12 protein-coding genes are annotated in these 14,237 nt (G+C 66.6%); 1 reads left to right on the forward strand and 11 read right to left on the reverse strand.

The features are described from left to right. Positions 1–7: 7 nt before the first annotated feature. The 11 genes from murG to coq7 form a co-directional block, all read right to left on the reverse strand. Positions 8–1,078: an undecaprenyldiphospho-muramoylpentapeptide beta-N-acetylglucosaminyltransferase gene (murG, locus tag F7R26_RS18005; RefSeq protein WP_150986808.1), complete on the reverse strand. Its 1,071-nt coding sequence runs from the start codon at positions 1,076–1,078 to the stop codon at positions 8–10. Beyond that, complete coding sequence (gene ftsW, locus F7R26_RS18010) at positions 1,075–2,316, reverse strand: putative lipid II flippase FtsW (RefSeq protein WP_150986807.1); 1,242 nt, start codon at positions 2,314–2,316, stop codon at positions 1,075–1,077. Before ftsW ends, murG begins: the two co-directional genes overlap by 4 nt. Beyond that, on the reverse strand, positions 2,313–3,839 hold the full coding sequence (gene murD / locus F7R26_RS18015; protein WP_150986806.1) for a UDP-N-acetylmuramoyl-L-alanine--D-glutamate ligase: 1,527 nt from the start codon (positions 3,837–3,839) through the stop codon (positions 2,313–2,315). Before murD ends, ftsW begins: the two co-directional genes overlap by 4 nt. A gap of 50 nt (positions 3,840–3,889) precedes the next feature. Next, positions 3,890–5,059, reverse strand: a complete 1,170-nt coding sequence (mraY, locus tag F7R26_RS18020; protein ID WP_017227540.1) for a phospho-N-acetylmuramoyl-pentapeptide-transferase — start codon at positions 5,057–5,059, stop codon at positions 3,890–3,892. A gap of 80 nt (positions 5,060–5,139) precedes the next feature. Then, positions 5,140–6,555, reverse strand: a complete 1,416-nt coding sequence (locus tag F7R26_RS18025) for a UDP-N-acetylmuramoyl-tripeptide--D-alanyl-D-alanine ligase (RefSeq protein ID WP_150986805.1) — start codon at positions 6,553–6,555, stop codon at positions 5,140–5,142. After that, positions 6,552–8,099 carry a UDP-N-acetylmuramoyl-L-alanyl-D-glutamate--2,6-diaminopimelate ligase gene (locus tag F7R26_RS18030; protein ID WP_150986804.1) on the reverse strand — a complete coding sequence of 516 codons (1,548 nt, stop codon included), beginning with the start codon at positions 8,097–8,099 and terminating at the stop codon, positions 6,552–6,554. The genes F7R26_RS18025 and F7R26_RS18030 overlap by 4 nt, the downstream gene beginning before the upstream one ends. After that, entirely contained in the window at positions 8,096–9,895 is a 1,800-nt protein-coding gene (locus F7R26_RS18035) for a peptidoglycan D,D-transpeptidase FtsI family protein (protein ID WP_150986803.1), read from the reverse strand. The genes F7R26_RS18030 and F7R26_RS18035 overlap by 4 nt, the downstream gene beginning before the upstream one ends. Next, on the reverse strand, positions 9,892–10,215 hold the full coding sequence (gene ftsL, locus F7R26_RS18040) for a cell division protein FtsL (protein WP_150986802.1): 324 nt from the start codon (positions 10,213–10,215) through the stop codon (positions 9,892–9,894). Before ftsL ends, F7R26_RS18035 begins: the two co-directional genes overlap by 4 nt. Continuing rightward, the gene (gene rsmH, locus F7R26_RS18045) at positions 10,212–11,225 is read right to left on the reverse strand and encodes a 16S rRNA (cytosine(1402)-N(4))-methyltransferase RsmH (protein WP_150986801.1); all 1,014 of its coding nucleotides are present in this window, start codon (positions 11,223–11,225) and stop codon (positions 10,212–10,214) included. Before rsmH ends, ftsL begins: the two co-directional genes overlap by 4 nt. Positions 11,226–11,232: 7 nt before the next feature. Next, positions 11,233–11,661 carry a division/cell wall cluster transcriptional repressor MraZ gene (gene mraZ, locus F7R26_RS18050; RefSeq protein ID WP_150986800.1) on the reverse strand — a complete coding sequence of 143 codons (429 nt, stop codon included), beginning with the start codon at positions 11,659–11,661 and terminating at the stop codon, positions 11,233–11,235. 449 nt (positions 11,662–12,110) lie between these two features. Continuing rightward, the gene (gene coq7, locus F7R26_RS18055; RefSeq protein WP_150986799.1) at positions 12,111–12,734 is read right to left on the reverse strand and encodes a 2-polyprenyl-3-methyl-6-methoxy-1,4-benzoquinone monooxygenase; all 624 of its coding nucleotides are present in this window, start codon (positions 12,732–12,734) and stop codon (positions 12,111–12,113) included. 330 nt (positions 12,735–13,064) lie between these two features. Here coq7 and F7R26_RS18060 point away from each other — a divergent pair, with 330 nt between their 5' ends. After that, entirely contained in the window at positions 13,065–14,177 is a 1,113-nt protein-coding gene (locus F7R26_RS18060) for a porin (RefSeq protein WP_150986798.1), read from the forward strand. Positions 14,178–14,237 lie beyond the last annotated feature (60 nt).

The following is a 14,237-nucleotide window of genomic DNA, read 5'->3' on the forward strand; positions in this document are numbered from 1 at the left end:
CGTTGGTTCAATCCCTGGCCATCTGGCTGCAGATCTCCGCCACGCGCCGGGTCGCTTCGGGCTTGGCAAGACCGCGCGCCTGATGCGCCATCTCTCTGAGTCGGGGCCGCGACAGCGAGGCCAGCGTCTGCGCCAGCCCGCTCGCGGTCAGTTCGTTCTGTTGGACCAGCAAGGCGGCATCCTGGGTCGAGAGGAATTCCGCATTGGTGGTCTGGTGGTCATCGACCGCATGCGGGAACGGCACGAATAGTGCCGCCACGCCTGCCGCCGCCACCTCCGACACGGTCATTGCGCCCGCGCGGCAGATCACCAGATCCGCCTCTGCGTATGCCGCCGCCATGTCGTCGATAAAGGGCAAGGTTTCCGCCACCACGCCCGCGGCCTGGTAGTTGGCGCGCAGCGTGTCGATCTGCTTCGCGCCGGCCTGGTGCTTGACCAGAGGACGATCGCCTTGCGGCAGCAGCGCCAGCGCCTTGGGCACGACCTCGTTGAGCGCCGCCGCGCCCAGGCTGCCGCCCACCACCAGCAGCCGCAACGGGCCAGTGCGGCCGTCGTAGCGCGCTTCGGGCGCCGGCATGCGCGCCACTTCGTCGCGCACCGGGTTGCCGGTCCACTCGCTGTCGGGCAGGGCATTCGGGAAGGCGCACAGCACCCGGTCCGCGACCTTGGCCAGCACCTTGTTAGCCAGCCCGGCAATCGAGTTCTGCTCGTGCAGCACCAGCGGCCGCCCCAGCAGCGAGGCCATCATGCCAGCGGGGAACGTAATATAGCCGCCCATGCCCAGCACCACATTGGGACGCACCCGGCGCAAAGCCTGCAGGCTTTGCCAGAAGGCGCGCAACAGGTTCAGCGGGAGCATCAGCTTGGTCAGCGGGCCCTTGCCGCGCAGGCCGCCAAACTGGATGAACTCCATCGGGATGTCGTACTTGGGCACCAGCGTGGCTTCCATCCCGGTGCGGTTGCCCAGCCATACCACCCGCCAGCCCTGCTCACGCAGCGCGCGCGCGACCGCCAGCCCGGGGAAGACATGCCCCCCGGTGCCGCCAGCCATCACGAGCAACGTGCGCGGTGCCGTCATACCTTCCCTCCGCGCATCATCACCCGGTTCTCATAGTCGATACGCAGCAGGATTGCCAGCGCCACGCAGTTCATCAAAATGCCCGAGCCGCCGTAGCTCACCAGCGGCAAGGTCAGCCCCTTGGTCGGCAGCAGGCCCAGGTTCACGCCCATATTGATAAAGGTCTGCCAGCCAACCCAGATGCCGATGCCCTTGGCCACCAGGCCGGCAAAGGTACGGTCGAGCTGCAGGGCGGTGCGGCCGATCTCGAAGGCGCGGCGCACCATCCAGTAGAACAGCACGATCACCACCAGCACGCCCACAAAGCCAAATTCCTCGCCAATCACGGCGAGGATGAAGTCGGTATGCGCCTCGGGCAGGTAGTGCAGTTTCTCGATGCTGCCGCCCAGCCCCACCCCGGTCCACTCGCCGCGGCCAAAGGCGATCAGCGAATGGGTGAGCTGGTAAGCCTTGCCCAGCGCGTTGGCTTCTTCCCACGGGTTGAGATAGGCGAAGATCCGCTCGCGCCGCCAGGGCGACGCCGTGATCAGCAGCGCAAAGGCGCCCACCGCTACGCCAACCAGACCGGCAAACAGCTTGCCGTTGATGCCGCCGAGGAAGAGGATGCCCATGGCGACGGTGGCCACCACCAGGAAGGCGCCCATGTCGGGCTCCAGCAGCAGCAGCATGCCGACCACCACCACGGCCACGCCCATCGGCAGGAAGCCCTTGCCCACGTTCTGCATCCACTCCTGCTTGCGCACGGTGTAGTTGGCGGTGTAAAGCACCACCGCCAGCTTCATGAGCTCGGACGGCTGGAAGTTCATGATGCCCAGCGGAATCCAGCGCCGCGCGCCATTCACGCCCTTGCCCACGAACGGCACCAGCACGACGATCAGCATCACCAGCGCGATCACGAACAGCTTGGGCGCGTACTTATCCCAGAACTTGACCGGGATCTGGAAGGCCAGCAGTCCCATCGACAGTCCGATGAACAGCGCGAACGCGTGCCGCGCCAGGAAGTGGCTCTCGCGGTAGTTGGCGTAGCGTGGCGAGTCAGGCAGCGCGATCGAGGCCGAATAGACCATCACCAGGCCAAGCGCGAGCAGCACGATCGCCACCCACAGCAGTGGCTGGTCGTATTCCATCATGCGCGAGCGCGTCGGCTTGACGCCGGACACCGCATCGCGCAAGCCGCCCCAGGCGTTGCCGATGGTGGCCCCGATAAAGCCGCTACGCTTGACCTGTGCGTCGCTCATGGCACGATCCCCCTGGACATCGCCAGTTCTTCCACCGCGGCGCGAAAGACTTCGGCACGGTGCACATAATTACGGAACATGTCGAGGCTGGCGCACGCCGGCGACAGCAGCACGGCGTCGCCGCCCTGGGCTGCGCCGGCAGCCAGCGTGACCGCCTGCTCCAGCGTGGCGGCATCGGCCAGCGTGACCCCGGTGTCCTGGAGCGCGCGGCGCAGCTCGCCGGCATCCTTGCCGATCAGCACCACGGCGCGCGCGTACTGCGCCACCGGCGCGGCCAGCGGCGAAAAATCCTGTCCCTTGCCTTCCCCGCCGGCAATCAGCACCACCCGCTTGTCCAGGCCGGACAACGCGGCGACGGTGGCACCCACATTGGTGCCCTTGCTGTCATCGAAGAACTCGACATCATCCACCGTGGCGACCCACTCCACCCGGTGCGGCTCGCCGCGGTACTCGCGCAGGCCATGCAGCAACGCGTTCATCGGCAGGTCGATGGCGCGGCACAGTGCCAGCGCGGCCATGGCGTTGGTGGCGTTGTGCATGCCACGGATATGCAGCGCGTCGGCCGGCATCAGGCGCTTGTGGCGCACCGGCACGGCCTGCTCGCTCTCGGCGGCCGCAGCCTTGCGGCGGCGCGGCTTGTTTTCGCCTTCGGCTTCGCTATCGGGCTCGGCCACCACCAGCCAGGGCATGCCGCCCTCGCGCAGGACGCCGAAGCTGCCCGGCGATTCAGGCAGATCGGTGCCGAAGGTCACCGGTGCGCTGGCCGGGCGGGCCATATCCAGGCTGAGACGGTCGTTGCGGTTCAGGATCTGCAGGCAGCCGGCTTCGCCGGGCGCCGGCGCCGGGCCGAAAATCCGGGCCTTGGCGGCAGCATAGGCCTCCATGCTGCCGTGCCAGTCCAGATGGTCCTGGGTGATATTGAGCACCGCGGCCGCGTCCGGCGCCAGCGTATGCGTGGTCTCCAGCTGGAAGCTCGACAGTTCCAGCACCCAGACCTCTGGCAGCGTGGCCGAGGCGATGCAGGCGGCCAGCTTGTCCAGCGCCGACGGACTGATATTTCCCGCCACCGCCACGCTCTTGCCGGCGCGCTCCACCAGGCGGCCGGTCAGCGCGGTAGTAGTGGTCTTGCCGTTGGTGCCGGTGATGGCCAGCAGCTTCGGCGCGTAACCCGACTCTGCCCGCAGATGCGCGAGCGCGCGCGCGAACAGCTCGATTTCGCCCCATATCGGAATGCCACGCTCGCGCGCCACTGCCAGCAACGCAGCGGTGTCGCTCTCCAGCGGCGACAGGCCAGGGCTGATCGTCACCAGTTCGATGCCGTCCAGCAGCGCCTCGGCCAGGGCGCCGCCATGAAACTCGGCCGAGGGCAGCTCGGCCTGCAGGAAGACCAGGTTGGCGGGAGCCTCGCGCGTGTCGGCAACGCGCACGGGGGCACCATACAGGCCGCACCAGCGCGCCATCGCCAGCCCCGATTCGCCGAGGCCCAGCACCAGCACATGAGGTTTTTGCAACTCGCCAAACACTTCGATTCCCGCCTTTCTTGCGTGACTGCGTTAATAGATACGCGCTGGTTTCAGCGCAACTTGAGCGACGACAGCCCGATCAGCACCAGCAACATGGTGATGATCCAGAAGCGCACCGTCACCTGCGTTTCCTTCCAGCCCGACAATTCAAAGTGGTGGTGCAGCGGCGCCATCTTGAACAACCGCCTGCCCTCGCCGTAGCGCCGCTTGGTGATCTTGAACCAACCCACCTGCAGCATCACGGACAACGTTTCCACCACGAAGATGCCGCCCATCACGAACAGCACAATCTCCTGGCGCACGATCACCGCTACCGTGCCCAGCGCGCCGCCCAGCGCCAGCGCGCCAACGTCGCCCATGAAGACCTGGGCCGGGTGCGCGTTGAACCAGAGGAAGGCCAGCCCCGCCCCCGCTAGCGCCGAGCAAAAGATCAGCAACTCGCCGGCCCCGGGAATATGCGGGAACAGCAGGTACTTGCTGTAGACCGAACTGCCCATCACGTAGGCAAACACGCCCAGCCCGCTGCCAACCAGCACCACCGGCATGATCACCAGGCCGTCCAGCCCATCGGTCAGGTTCACCGCATTGCTCGAACCCACGATCACCAGATAGGTCAGCACGATGAAGCCGGCCACGCCCAGCGGATAGCTCACTTCCTTGAAGAAAGGCACGATCAGGTTGGACTTGTAAGGCATGTCGAGCGACAAACCGCCTTCGACCCAGCCCAGGAACAGGTCCCACACCCGCACATTGCTGCTTTCCGATACCGAAAACGCCAGGTAGACCGCGGCCACCAGGCCGATCAGGGTCTGCCAGAAAAACTTCTCGCGGCTCGACATGCCGCGCGGATCGCGATACACCACCTTGCGGTAGTCATCCACCCAGCCGATCGCGCCGTAGCCCAGGGTCACCAGCATCACGACCCAGATAAAGCGATTGCCCCAGTCGCACCACAGCAACGTGGAGATGGCGATCGACACCAGCACCAGCACGCCGCCCATGGTGGGTGTGCCGGCCTTGACCAGGTGCGACTGCGGGCCGATGGTGCGCACCGCCTGGCCGATCTTGAGTTCGGTCAGCTTGCGGATCACCCACGGCCCGAGGCCGAGCCCGATCAAAAGCGCGGTGAGGTTAGCCATCACCGCGCGGAAGGTCAGGTAGTTGAAGACCCGCAGGAAGCTGTAGTCGTTTTGCAGCCACTGGGCCAGAGCCAATAACATCGTGTATCCGTATTCCTTTCGACAACCACCCAGCGGCGCCGGGCTATCTGATTGATTGCGTAAATAACTGTTGATGACGATTAATGCGCGGGAGTGATTGCGACCAGCGCATCGACCATCCGTTCCATCCGCATGAACCGAGATCCCTTCACCAGTACCGCGCTTGCCGCCGCCACGGTACCGTCCTTGTCTTGCGCCAACGCCTGGGCGAGGTCCTCGGCCCGTTCGAAATACCGGGCTGCGGCGCCAAACGCCTGCACCGCGTGCACCATGGCCGCGCCCGTCGCCCACAGCGCCTCGATGCCGCGCGCACGCGCATAGGCGCCGATCTCCGTGTGAAAGGCCGGCCCCTGGTCGCCCACTTCACCCATGTCGCCCAGCACCAGCAAACGCGGCGCGGCAAACCCGGCCAGCACGTCGATGGCGGCTCGCACCGAATCGGGATTGGCGTTGTAGCTGTCATCGATCACCAGCGTGCCGCCGGTGGCATGCTTGACCTGCAGCCGGCCCTTGACCGCGGCAAACCCGGCCAGCCCTGCCTGGATCGCAGCGATGCCGACGCCCGCGCCCAGCGCGCAGGCGATCGCCGCCAGCGCGTTGCGCACGTTGTGGGTGCCAAGCACCGACAGGCGGACCTCGAACGCGGCGCCAGGCGCGCTGACCTGCATCACTTGCACGCCGTCGTCCAGCGCCACATCGGCGCGGACATCGGCGCTGGCATCCAGGCCGAACGACAGCACGCGGCGCGCACCGGCTGCCTGGCGCCAGATGCCGGCATGCGCGCCGCCGCCTTCGGCGTCGAGCGGGAACACCGCCACACCGTCTGCGGGCAACGCCGCGATCGCCGCGGCGTGTTCATGCGCCACGGCCTCCACGTTCACCATGAACTCCTGGTGCTCGCGCTGCGCGTTGGTCACCACCGCCACGGTAGGCTGGGCGATGCTGGCCAGGTAGACGGTCTCACCCGGGTGGTTCATGCCGAGTTCGAGCACGGCGAGCCGGTGCGCGGCGGACAGCCGCAGCACGGTCAGCGGCAGGCCGATATCGTTGTTCAGGTTGCCGCCCGTTGCCAGGCGGGCGCCCTCCCCTACCGCCGCCGCGAAGATCGCGGCGATCATTTCCTTGACGGTGGTCTTGCCGTTGCTGCCCGTCACCGCGACCGCGGGCAAGCTGAAACGGCGGCGCCAGCCGGCGGCCAGCTGGCCCAGCGCCAGGCGGGTATCGGGCACCACGATGGCGGGAATGCCAAGCGCGGCGTCGGGCTCACGGTCCACCAGCACCGCGGCGGCGCCACGCGCCACGACGTCGGCCAGGAAGTCGTGCGCGTCGAAGCGCTCGCCCTTGAGCGCGACGAACAGGTCGCCGGGCTGGACCATGCGGCTGTCAGTCAGCACGCGCGCGAACGCCCGGCTGCCTGCGCCGTCGGGCCCGGAAAGACGCGCGCCGGCGATCCAGCCGGCGGCTTGCTGCAAATCGGTCATGGTGTATTGCGTCATGCTGACACCCCACGCGTGCCCAGCGTCAGCCGGACATGCTCGCGGTCGGAGAAAGGCCGCTTGCGGCCCTGCACCTCCTGGGTGGCTTCGTGCCCCTTGCCGGCCACCAGCACCACATCGGCTACGGTGGCGTGCTTGATGGCATACAGGATGGCGGCTGCGCGGTCCTCGATCAGGTGCGCGCGGCTGCGATCCGCCATGCCGTCGGCAATGGCGTTCAGGATGTCTTGCGGGTCTTCGCTGCGCGGGTTGTCGCTGGTCAGCACCACCTCGTCGGCTAGCCGCTCGGCCACTTCGCCCATCAGCGGGCGCTTGATCGGGTCGCGGTCGCCGCCACAGCCGAACACGCACCACAGCCGGCCCTTGCGGGCCTGGGCCACGGGGCGCAGCGCGTCCAGCGTCTTTTCCAGTGCATCCGGGGTGTGGGCGTAATCGACCACTGCCAGCGGCCCGTCCTGGCCGCCATGGCTGCCGCCGAACAACTCCATGCGGCCATCGACCGGCTTGAGCGCGCGCAGCGCGTCGAGGGCGGCGTCCCAGGCAATGCCGTTAGCCAGCGTGGCGCCCAGCACGGCGAGCAGGTTGCTGACATTGAAGGCGCCGATCATCGGCGTGCTGACATCGGCGCTGCCGAAGCTGCCATCCACATGGAAGGCCGTGCCGGCAGCGGTGGCGCGCACGTTGGTCGCGCGCAGCCACTGGCCTGCCTTGCGGGTCGGGCCGGCCGCGCCATCGATGCCGTACTCGATCACCTGAGCGGCGAGCGCGGGGCTGGCCAGCAAGCGACCACCCATGGCATCGTCGCGGTTGATCACGGCGGCACGCAGGCCCGGCCACTGGAACAGCAGGGTCTTGGCCGCCTCGTACTCGGCCATGGTGCCGTGGTAGTCGAGATGGTCCTGGGTCAGGTTGGTCAGCACCGCCACCGCGAAGTGCGTGCCGGCCACGCGCCCTTGCTCCAGGCCGTGCGAGGACACTTCCATGGCAACCGCGCGCGCGCCGGCGCCATGCAGCGCGGCCAGGCTGTCCTGCAACTGGACAGCGTCGGGCGTGGTGAAACCGGTCGCCGTGAGCGCATCAGGAAACCCGGTGCCAAGCGTGCCGATGGTGGCGCAGCGCTTGCCCGCGGCCTGCAGCACGCGCGCCAGCCACTGGCAGCAGGACGTCTTGCCATTGGTGCCGGTGATGCCGGTCACGGCGAGATCGCGCGCGGCGTTGTCATACCAGCCGGCGGCAATCGGGCCGGCGAGCTGGTGCAGGCCCGGCACGCCAAGATGCGGCACCCCTTCGCCATGCGGCCAGGCAAAGCCATCGGCCTCAAAGACCACGGCGCTGGCGCCGCGGGCAATCGCCTGGGCGATATGGGGGCGCCCATCTGTCGACAGGCGCGCATTGCCCAGCACATAGGCAAAGAACACGTCGCCCTGGGCCAGCCGGCGCGTGTCGCCCGTCAGCTTGGCGCCGGCGGGGGCGTGCTGGCGCAGCCAGGCCAAGGCATCGCCAGCCTGCGCGGCCACTTCGAGGGGGAGCAGTGTGCGGGTCATTGCGTCGCGCTCCACGGTTCGCTTTCCTGCACCTTGTCGCTCACGACCAACTGCCGGATCGGCGAATCCGGTTGCACATTGAGCGCACGCAGCGCACCGCCGGTAATCGCGGAGAAGGCCGGGCCCGCCGCGGCGCCACCATAGTGGCTGCCGGAAGTAGGCTCATCCACGCTCACGGCCACGATCACGCGCGGGTTGGACATCGGCGCCAGGCCGATAAAGGAAGCCCTGTACTTGCTGCGGTCGTAGCCGCGGCCCACGTGCTTGTACGCCGTGCCCGTCTTGCCGCCAACCCGGTAGCCCATCACCTGGGCTTCGGGCGCAGTGCCGCCAGGCGCCGTCACCGTCTCCAGCATGGCCCGCACCTGGCGCGCCACCTCTGGCGACAGCACGCGCTCGCCAGTGACCGGGCCCTGGTTCCGGAACATGGTGACCGGGATCAGCTCGCCATCATGGGCGAAGATGGTGTAAGCGTGGGCGATCTGGAACAGCGACACCGACAGGCCGTAGCCATAGGACATGGTCGCCTGCTCGATGGGCCGCCAGCTCTTGTACGGGCGCACTCGTCCGGCCACGGCGCCGGGGAAGCCGATCTTGGGCGCCTGGCCCAGGCCCACGCTCATATACATATCCCACATTTCCTGCGGCTTGAGCAGCATCGAAATCTTGGTCGTGCCAATGTTGCTGGACTTCTGGATGATGCCGGCCACGGTCAGCGCCCCGTAGTTGTGGGTATCGCTGATGGTGGCGCCTTCGTAGTTGAACTTGCCGGTCGTGGCAAATACCGTCGACGGCGTGACGCGCTTGAGCTGCAGCGCCAGGCCGATCGTGATCGGCTTCATCATCGAGCCCGGCTCGAAGGTGTCGGTCAGGACCCGGTTGCGCAGTTGCTCGCCCGACAGGCGTGTGCGGTCGTTGGGGTTGTAGGTCGGCCAGTTGGCCAGCGCCAGCACCTCACCGGTCTGCGCGTCGAGCACCACAGCGCTGGCCGCCTTCGCCTTGCTGCGCTCGACAATGGCTTTGACCTCGTTGTAGGCCAGGTACTGGATCTTGGCGTCGATGGAGAGCTGCTGGTCCTCGCCGTCGCGCGGCGTCTTGAGGATGCCCACATCCTCCACCACGCGGCCAAGGCGATCCTTGATCACCTGGCGCGCGCCGGACTTGCCGGCCAGCACGCCCTCGCGCGCCAGCTCCACGCCTTCCTGGCCGCGGTCTTCGACATTGGTAAAGCCGACGATGTGCGCCATCGCCTCGCCTTCCGGATAGAAGCGCTTGTATTCACGGGTCTGGTGAATGCCTTCGATCTTGAGCGCGGCGATCTTGTCCGCGACATCCGGCAGCACCTGGCGCTTCAGGTAGACGAAGCTCTTGTCTTCCGTAAATTTGCGGCGCAGTTCCTTGTCGCTCATGTCGAGCAGCTTGCTCAACTGGCGGATCTTGTCAGCGTCGATCTCGTCGGGCACATCCTCCGGGACCGCCCAGATGGCCTTCACAGGCAAGCTGGTCGCCAGCACCAGCCCATTGCGGTCGAGGATCTTGCCGCGCGTTGCGGGCAGCTCAAGCGTGCGCTGGAAGCGCTTCTTGCCTTCGGCCTCGTAGAACTGGTTGCCCGGGCCCTGGATCCAGAGCGCGCGCCCAGCCAGGGCGACGAAGGCGGCGAACATCATGAACACCACCAGCTTCGAGCGCCACATCGGCAGGCGCAGGCCAAGCACGGGACTAGCGGCGAACTGGCCGGTGCGCGGGCGCGAAGGGTTGCCGCGCTGGGCGTTTTGCGAGGGCCGGGCGATGGTCATGGCTTACTCCCCTCGGGTGCTGCAGCCGCGGGCGCGCTGGCGGGCGGTGCGTCCAGCACCACGCCGGCCAGGTATTGGGTCCTGCCGGGCAACACCGGCGTCATCTTCAGCTGTGTCCGGGCCGCTTCGGCGATGCGCGCGCTCTTGCCGAGCGAGCTCTGCTGGTACTGCAAGCGGGACCAGTCGATGTCGAGCTGCTTTTCTTCCGCCTGCGCGCGCTCGTGGGCGACGAACAGGGTGCGGGCCTGGTGCTGCGCGCTCACCAGCGAGAGCGCGCACAGCATCAGGGCAGCCAGCAGGAAGAAAGTCAGGCGGTTCATGCGCGGCCCGCCTTCTGGGTGGAGGCGGACGAAGGGGACGCCGGGGACGGCAGCTTCTCGGCCACGCGCATCACCGCGGAGCGGGCACGCGGATTGGCGGCAACCTCTTCGGCGCCCGGCTTGACCCGGCCGAGCAGCTTCAGCGTGGGCTGCGGCAGCTGGTCCGCGCGCAGGGGCGCGCGGCGCATGGCGGGATCGGCATTCTGCTGCGGACGGGCGTGCGCCTGCATGAACCGCTTGACGATGCGGTCCTCAAGCGAATGAAAACTGATGACCACCAGCCGCCCGCCTTCCTGCAATAAGTCGTAAGCGGCGCTCAGGCCGCTTTCGAGGTCCGCAAGCTCTTGATTGACGTGAATCCGTAGAGCCTGAAAGGTGCGGGTCGCAGGGTCCTGACCCTTCTCGCGTGTTTTGACGGCTTTCGCCACGAGCGCGGCAAGCTCGGCAGTAGTGGTAAGCGGTCCGCCATGGCCGGGTTCGCTCCGGCGAGCAACAACCGCCTTTGCAATCTGTACAGCAAACCGTTCTTCCCCATAGTCCCGTATCACCCTTGCGATGTCTTGCTCATCCGCTTGCGCCAGCCACTGCGCGGCGGTCATGCCGCGCGTGGTGTCCATGCGCATGTCCAGCGGTCCCTCGAAGCGAAAGGAAAACCCCCGCTCCGCGTCGTCGATCTGGGGTGAGCTGATGCCCAGGTCGAGCAATATCCCGGCGACCTTTCCGTGGCCCGCCAGCGCCGCCGGCATCTCGGCGAAGCTGGTGTGCTCAATGGAGAAGCGGGCATCCTTGATGGTGCCCGCCTCTGCGATTGCTGCCGGATCCTTGTCGAAGGCCACCAGTGCCCCGGCCGGGCCCAGCCGGGCCAGAATTGCCCGGCTGTGCCCCCCTCTGCCGAAGGTGCCGTCCACGTAGACGCCATCGGGCCGCCAGACCAGGGCTTCGACAGCCTCGTCCAGCAACACGGTGCGATGGCGCAGGGCGGTGGTCCCCGGCGTTTGGGTTGAGCTCATGACCTCGTCAGAAAGAGAAATTCTTTAATGCTTCCGGCATGCCCTGCGCCATCGCCTGCTGTTCCTTGGCGGCGTAGGTTGCGGCATCCCAGACTTCGAAATGGCTGCCCATACCGAGCAGCATGACTTCCTTGTCGAGCAAGGCGGCGCTACGCAGCTCGGGCGCGATCAGCACCCGGCCCGCGCCGTCCATGTCGACATCGGCGGCATTGCCCAGGAAGATGCGCTTCCACCAGTGCGCGTCCATCGGCAAAGCCGCAATGCGGCCACGGAAGTTCTCCCATTCAGGGCGCGGAAACAGCAGCAGGCAGCCGTCCGGGTGCTTGGTCAGCGTTACCCGGCCCTCGGCCTGCTGTTGTAGCGCTTCACGGTGCCGCGCCGGGATCGACATCCGGCCCTTGGCATCCAGTGACAGCGCCGATGCGCCCTGAAACAAGCTAGCTCCCCGGTCCGCGCCGGCATGCTTGCCACCGGCTGGCGCTTGAATCCTTTAAATCCGACGTTGGGCGATGATCCCATAGCCAGACCGCGTTTTCACACAAAAACACACTTCCTCACACTATTTCCCACTTTAGAGGAAGCGATTTCACGGGTCAAGGCTCGTTGTGGGGCAACAATCCGGGTTTTTTTAATTAGAACAATGACTTAGCGCGCACACCTCGCGCACCGAAAAAGTGAATTCCCAATGAAATGAAGATCTTATGGAAGAAAGCAGAGAAACCACCTGAGAACAACTGAGGAAGGAACTGCCTGCAGCAGGAAAAACGGCCGAGCCGGACCGATGGAAGGATACAACGTTTTCGCGTCTACCCCGCGTGCGGGGGGGTACCTGGCTGGCCGGCGCGCGAGGCGCCGGGGCGGGGCTTCCCGCTCCTGCGCCGTCCCTCAGATCCGATACGCGGCGGTGGTCATCACCTTGGAGGCCGCCCGCATCATCGCACGCACCGGCGAGGGCAGCGGCATGCCGCCCGCCTCGCGCGCGGCGGCGCCGTGCCTCACCTCGTCATCGCGCATCTGCTCCAGGATCGCGCGCGACCGCTCGTCGGCAACGGGGATCTGCTCGAGATGGCCATTGAGGTGCTGCTCGACCTGGTACTCGGTCTCGGAGACGAAGCCCAGGCTGACGCGGTCGCCCGCTCGCCCCGCCGCCCAGCCAATGGCAAACGCGCCCGCGTACCAGAGCGGGTTGAGCAGGCTGGGACGCGAGCCGAGCTCGCGCAGGCGTTCGGCGCACCAGCCGAGGTGGTCTTCTTCCTCGCGCGCGGCCTCATCCATCTGCGCGCGGACCTGCGGCGTGCGCGCGGTCAGCTTCTGGGCCTGGTAAAGGGCCTGCGCGCAGACCTCACCCACGTGGTTGATGCGCATGAGCCCGGCCACGTGGCGGCGTTGCGTCTCGTCCAGGCTCTGCGCGTCAGGCGCAAGCGCCTCGGCAGGATTGGCGCGGCTGGCGCGGGTGACGCCCGCGATCGCGCGCAAGGCCACATCGAATTCGCGAATCAAGGTATCCATGGATGCATGCGCTGGTGGTTGCTCGGAGCGATTCCGCGTCCCACGCCCTGGCTGAAAGGGGAGATGGTCCGATGAATACGCCCTCGGGATTTCCCGCATTGTACCGTGGCGGCTTGCCGCGCTTCTCCCGCCTGGCCCGCGCCGACAAGGGCCTGATACTCCAAAACCCTGAGTTGTGAAAAGCTGACAAGGGCAGTGAACCCGATTGTGAATCGAAGGCGGTTTGTTACAGTAGTTGGCAGCTTCTGACGAAGTTGGGTAAGCGGAAAATGGAGACTCAGGAGGTTTCTCCGCTGGCCACCAATAATTCTTACACGGAGATCATCGAGCATGAAAAAATCGCTTCTCGCGCTGGCTGCGTTGGGTGCATTCGCGGGTGCCGCACAGGCCCAGTCCAGCGTGACGCTGTATGGCGTTGCGGATATGAACCTCGAATACGTCAATCACCTCGGCGTTGCGCCGTCGGTCGCCAACGGCCTCAACACCGGTCGCGGCAATTCCGTCTATCGCATGTCCTCCGGCGGCCTGTCCGGCTCGCGTTGGGGCCTGCGCGGCGTGGAAGACCTGGGCGGCGGCTTGAAGGCGCTGTTCGTGCTCGAAAACGGCTTCTCCCTCGACACCGGCTCGCTGCAGCAAGGCGGCCGCCTGTTCGGTCGTCAAGCGTACGTGGGTATCGAAAGCGCCCAGGCTGGCCGCTTCACCTTTGGTCGCCAGTACACCACGCTGTTCGACCTGCTCGCCAACTTCTCGCCCAGCGGCTACGCCACCCAGTATGAGCCGGTGGTCGCCCAGCTCGGCCTGAACTTCCGCTCCGACAACACCGCCAAGTACACGGGCGTGTTCGGTCCGGTGACCGCGATTGCGCACTGGTCCTTCGGCAACGGCGTGGCAGGCAACGGCGAAGTCCCGGGTCAGTTCCGCCGCGACACCGGCTACGGCGCCGGCGTGGCCTACGCTGCCGGTCCGTTCGGCGCGACCATCGCCTACGACCAGTACAACCCGACCCTGAGCGCGACCGGCGACACCGGCACGTTCAAGAAGGCGGCAGTGGCAGGCAGCTATGCCTTCGGCCCGGCCAAGATCATGGGCGGCTATCGCTGGGGCCAGGCCAAGGCACAGAACGGCGCGCCCATTCTGCGCGACAACTACTACTGGATCGGTGCCAACTACCAGGTCACCGCACCGCTGGGCCTGACGCTGCAGTACAACTATGACGACGTCAAGAACCTCGGCGGCGTCAACGTCAAGAACCCGTGGCAGGTTTCGTTCATCGCCGACTACAACCTGTCCAAGCGCACCGACGTCTACCTGACGGCCGCGTACGCGAAGAACGCCGGCCTGAATTTCGACACCTCGGCAATCAGCTTCGCCAACGGCTACTTCCTCGGCTCCAACAACGACAACATGCTGGGCGTCGGCGTCGGTATCCGCCACAAGTTCTAAGCGCATCCGCGCGGCACGGCAAAGGCACCTTCGGGTGCCTTTTTTCATGGCGCTGCCTCG

Origin of the sequence: Cupriavidus basilensis, from assembly GCF_008801925.2 — a bacterium.
Classification (GTDB): domain Bacteria; phylum Pseudomonadota; class Gammaproteobacteria; order Burkholderiales; family Burkholderiaceae; genus Cupriavidus; species Cupriavidus basilensis.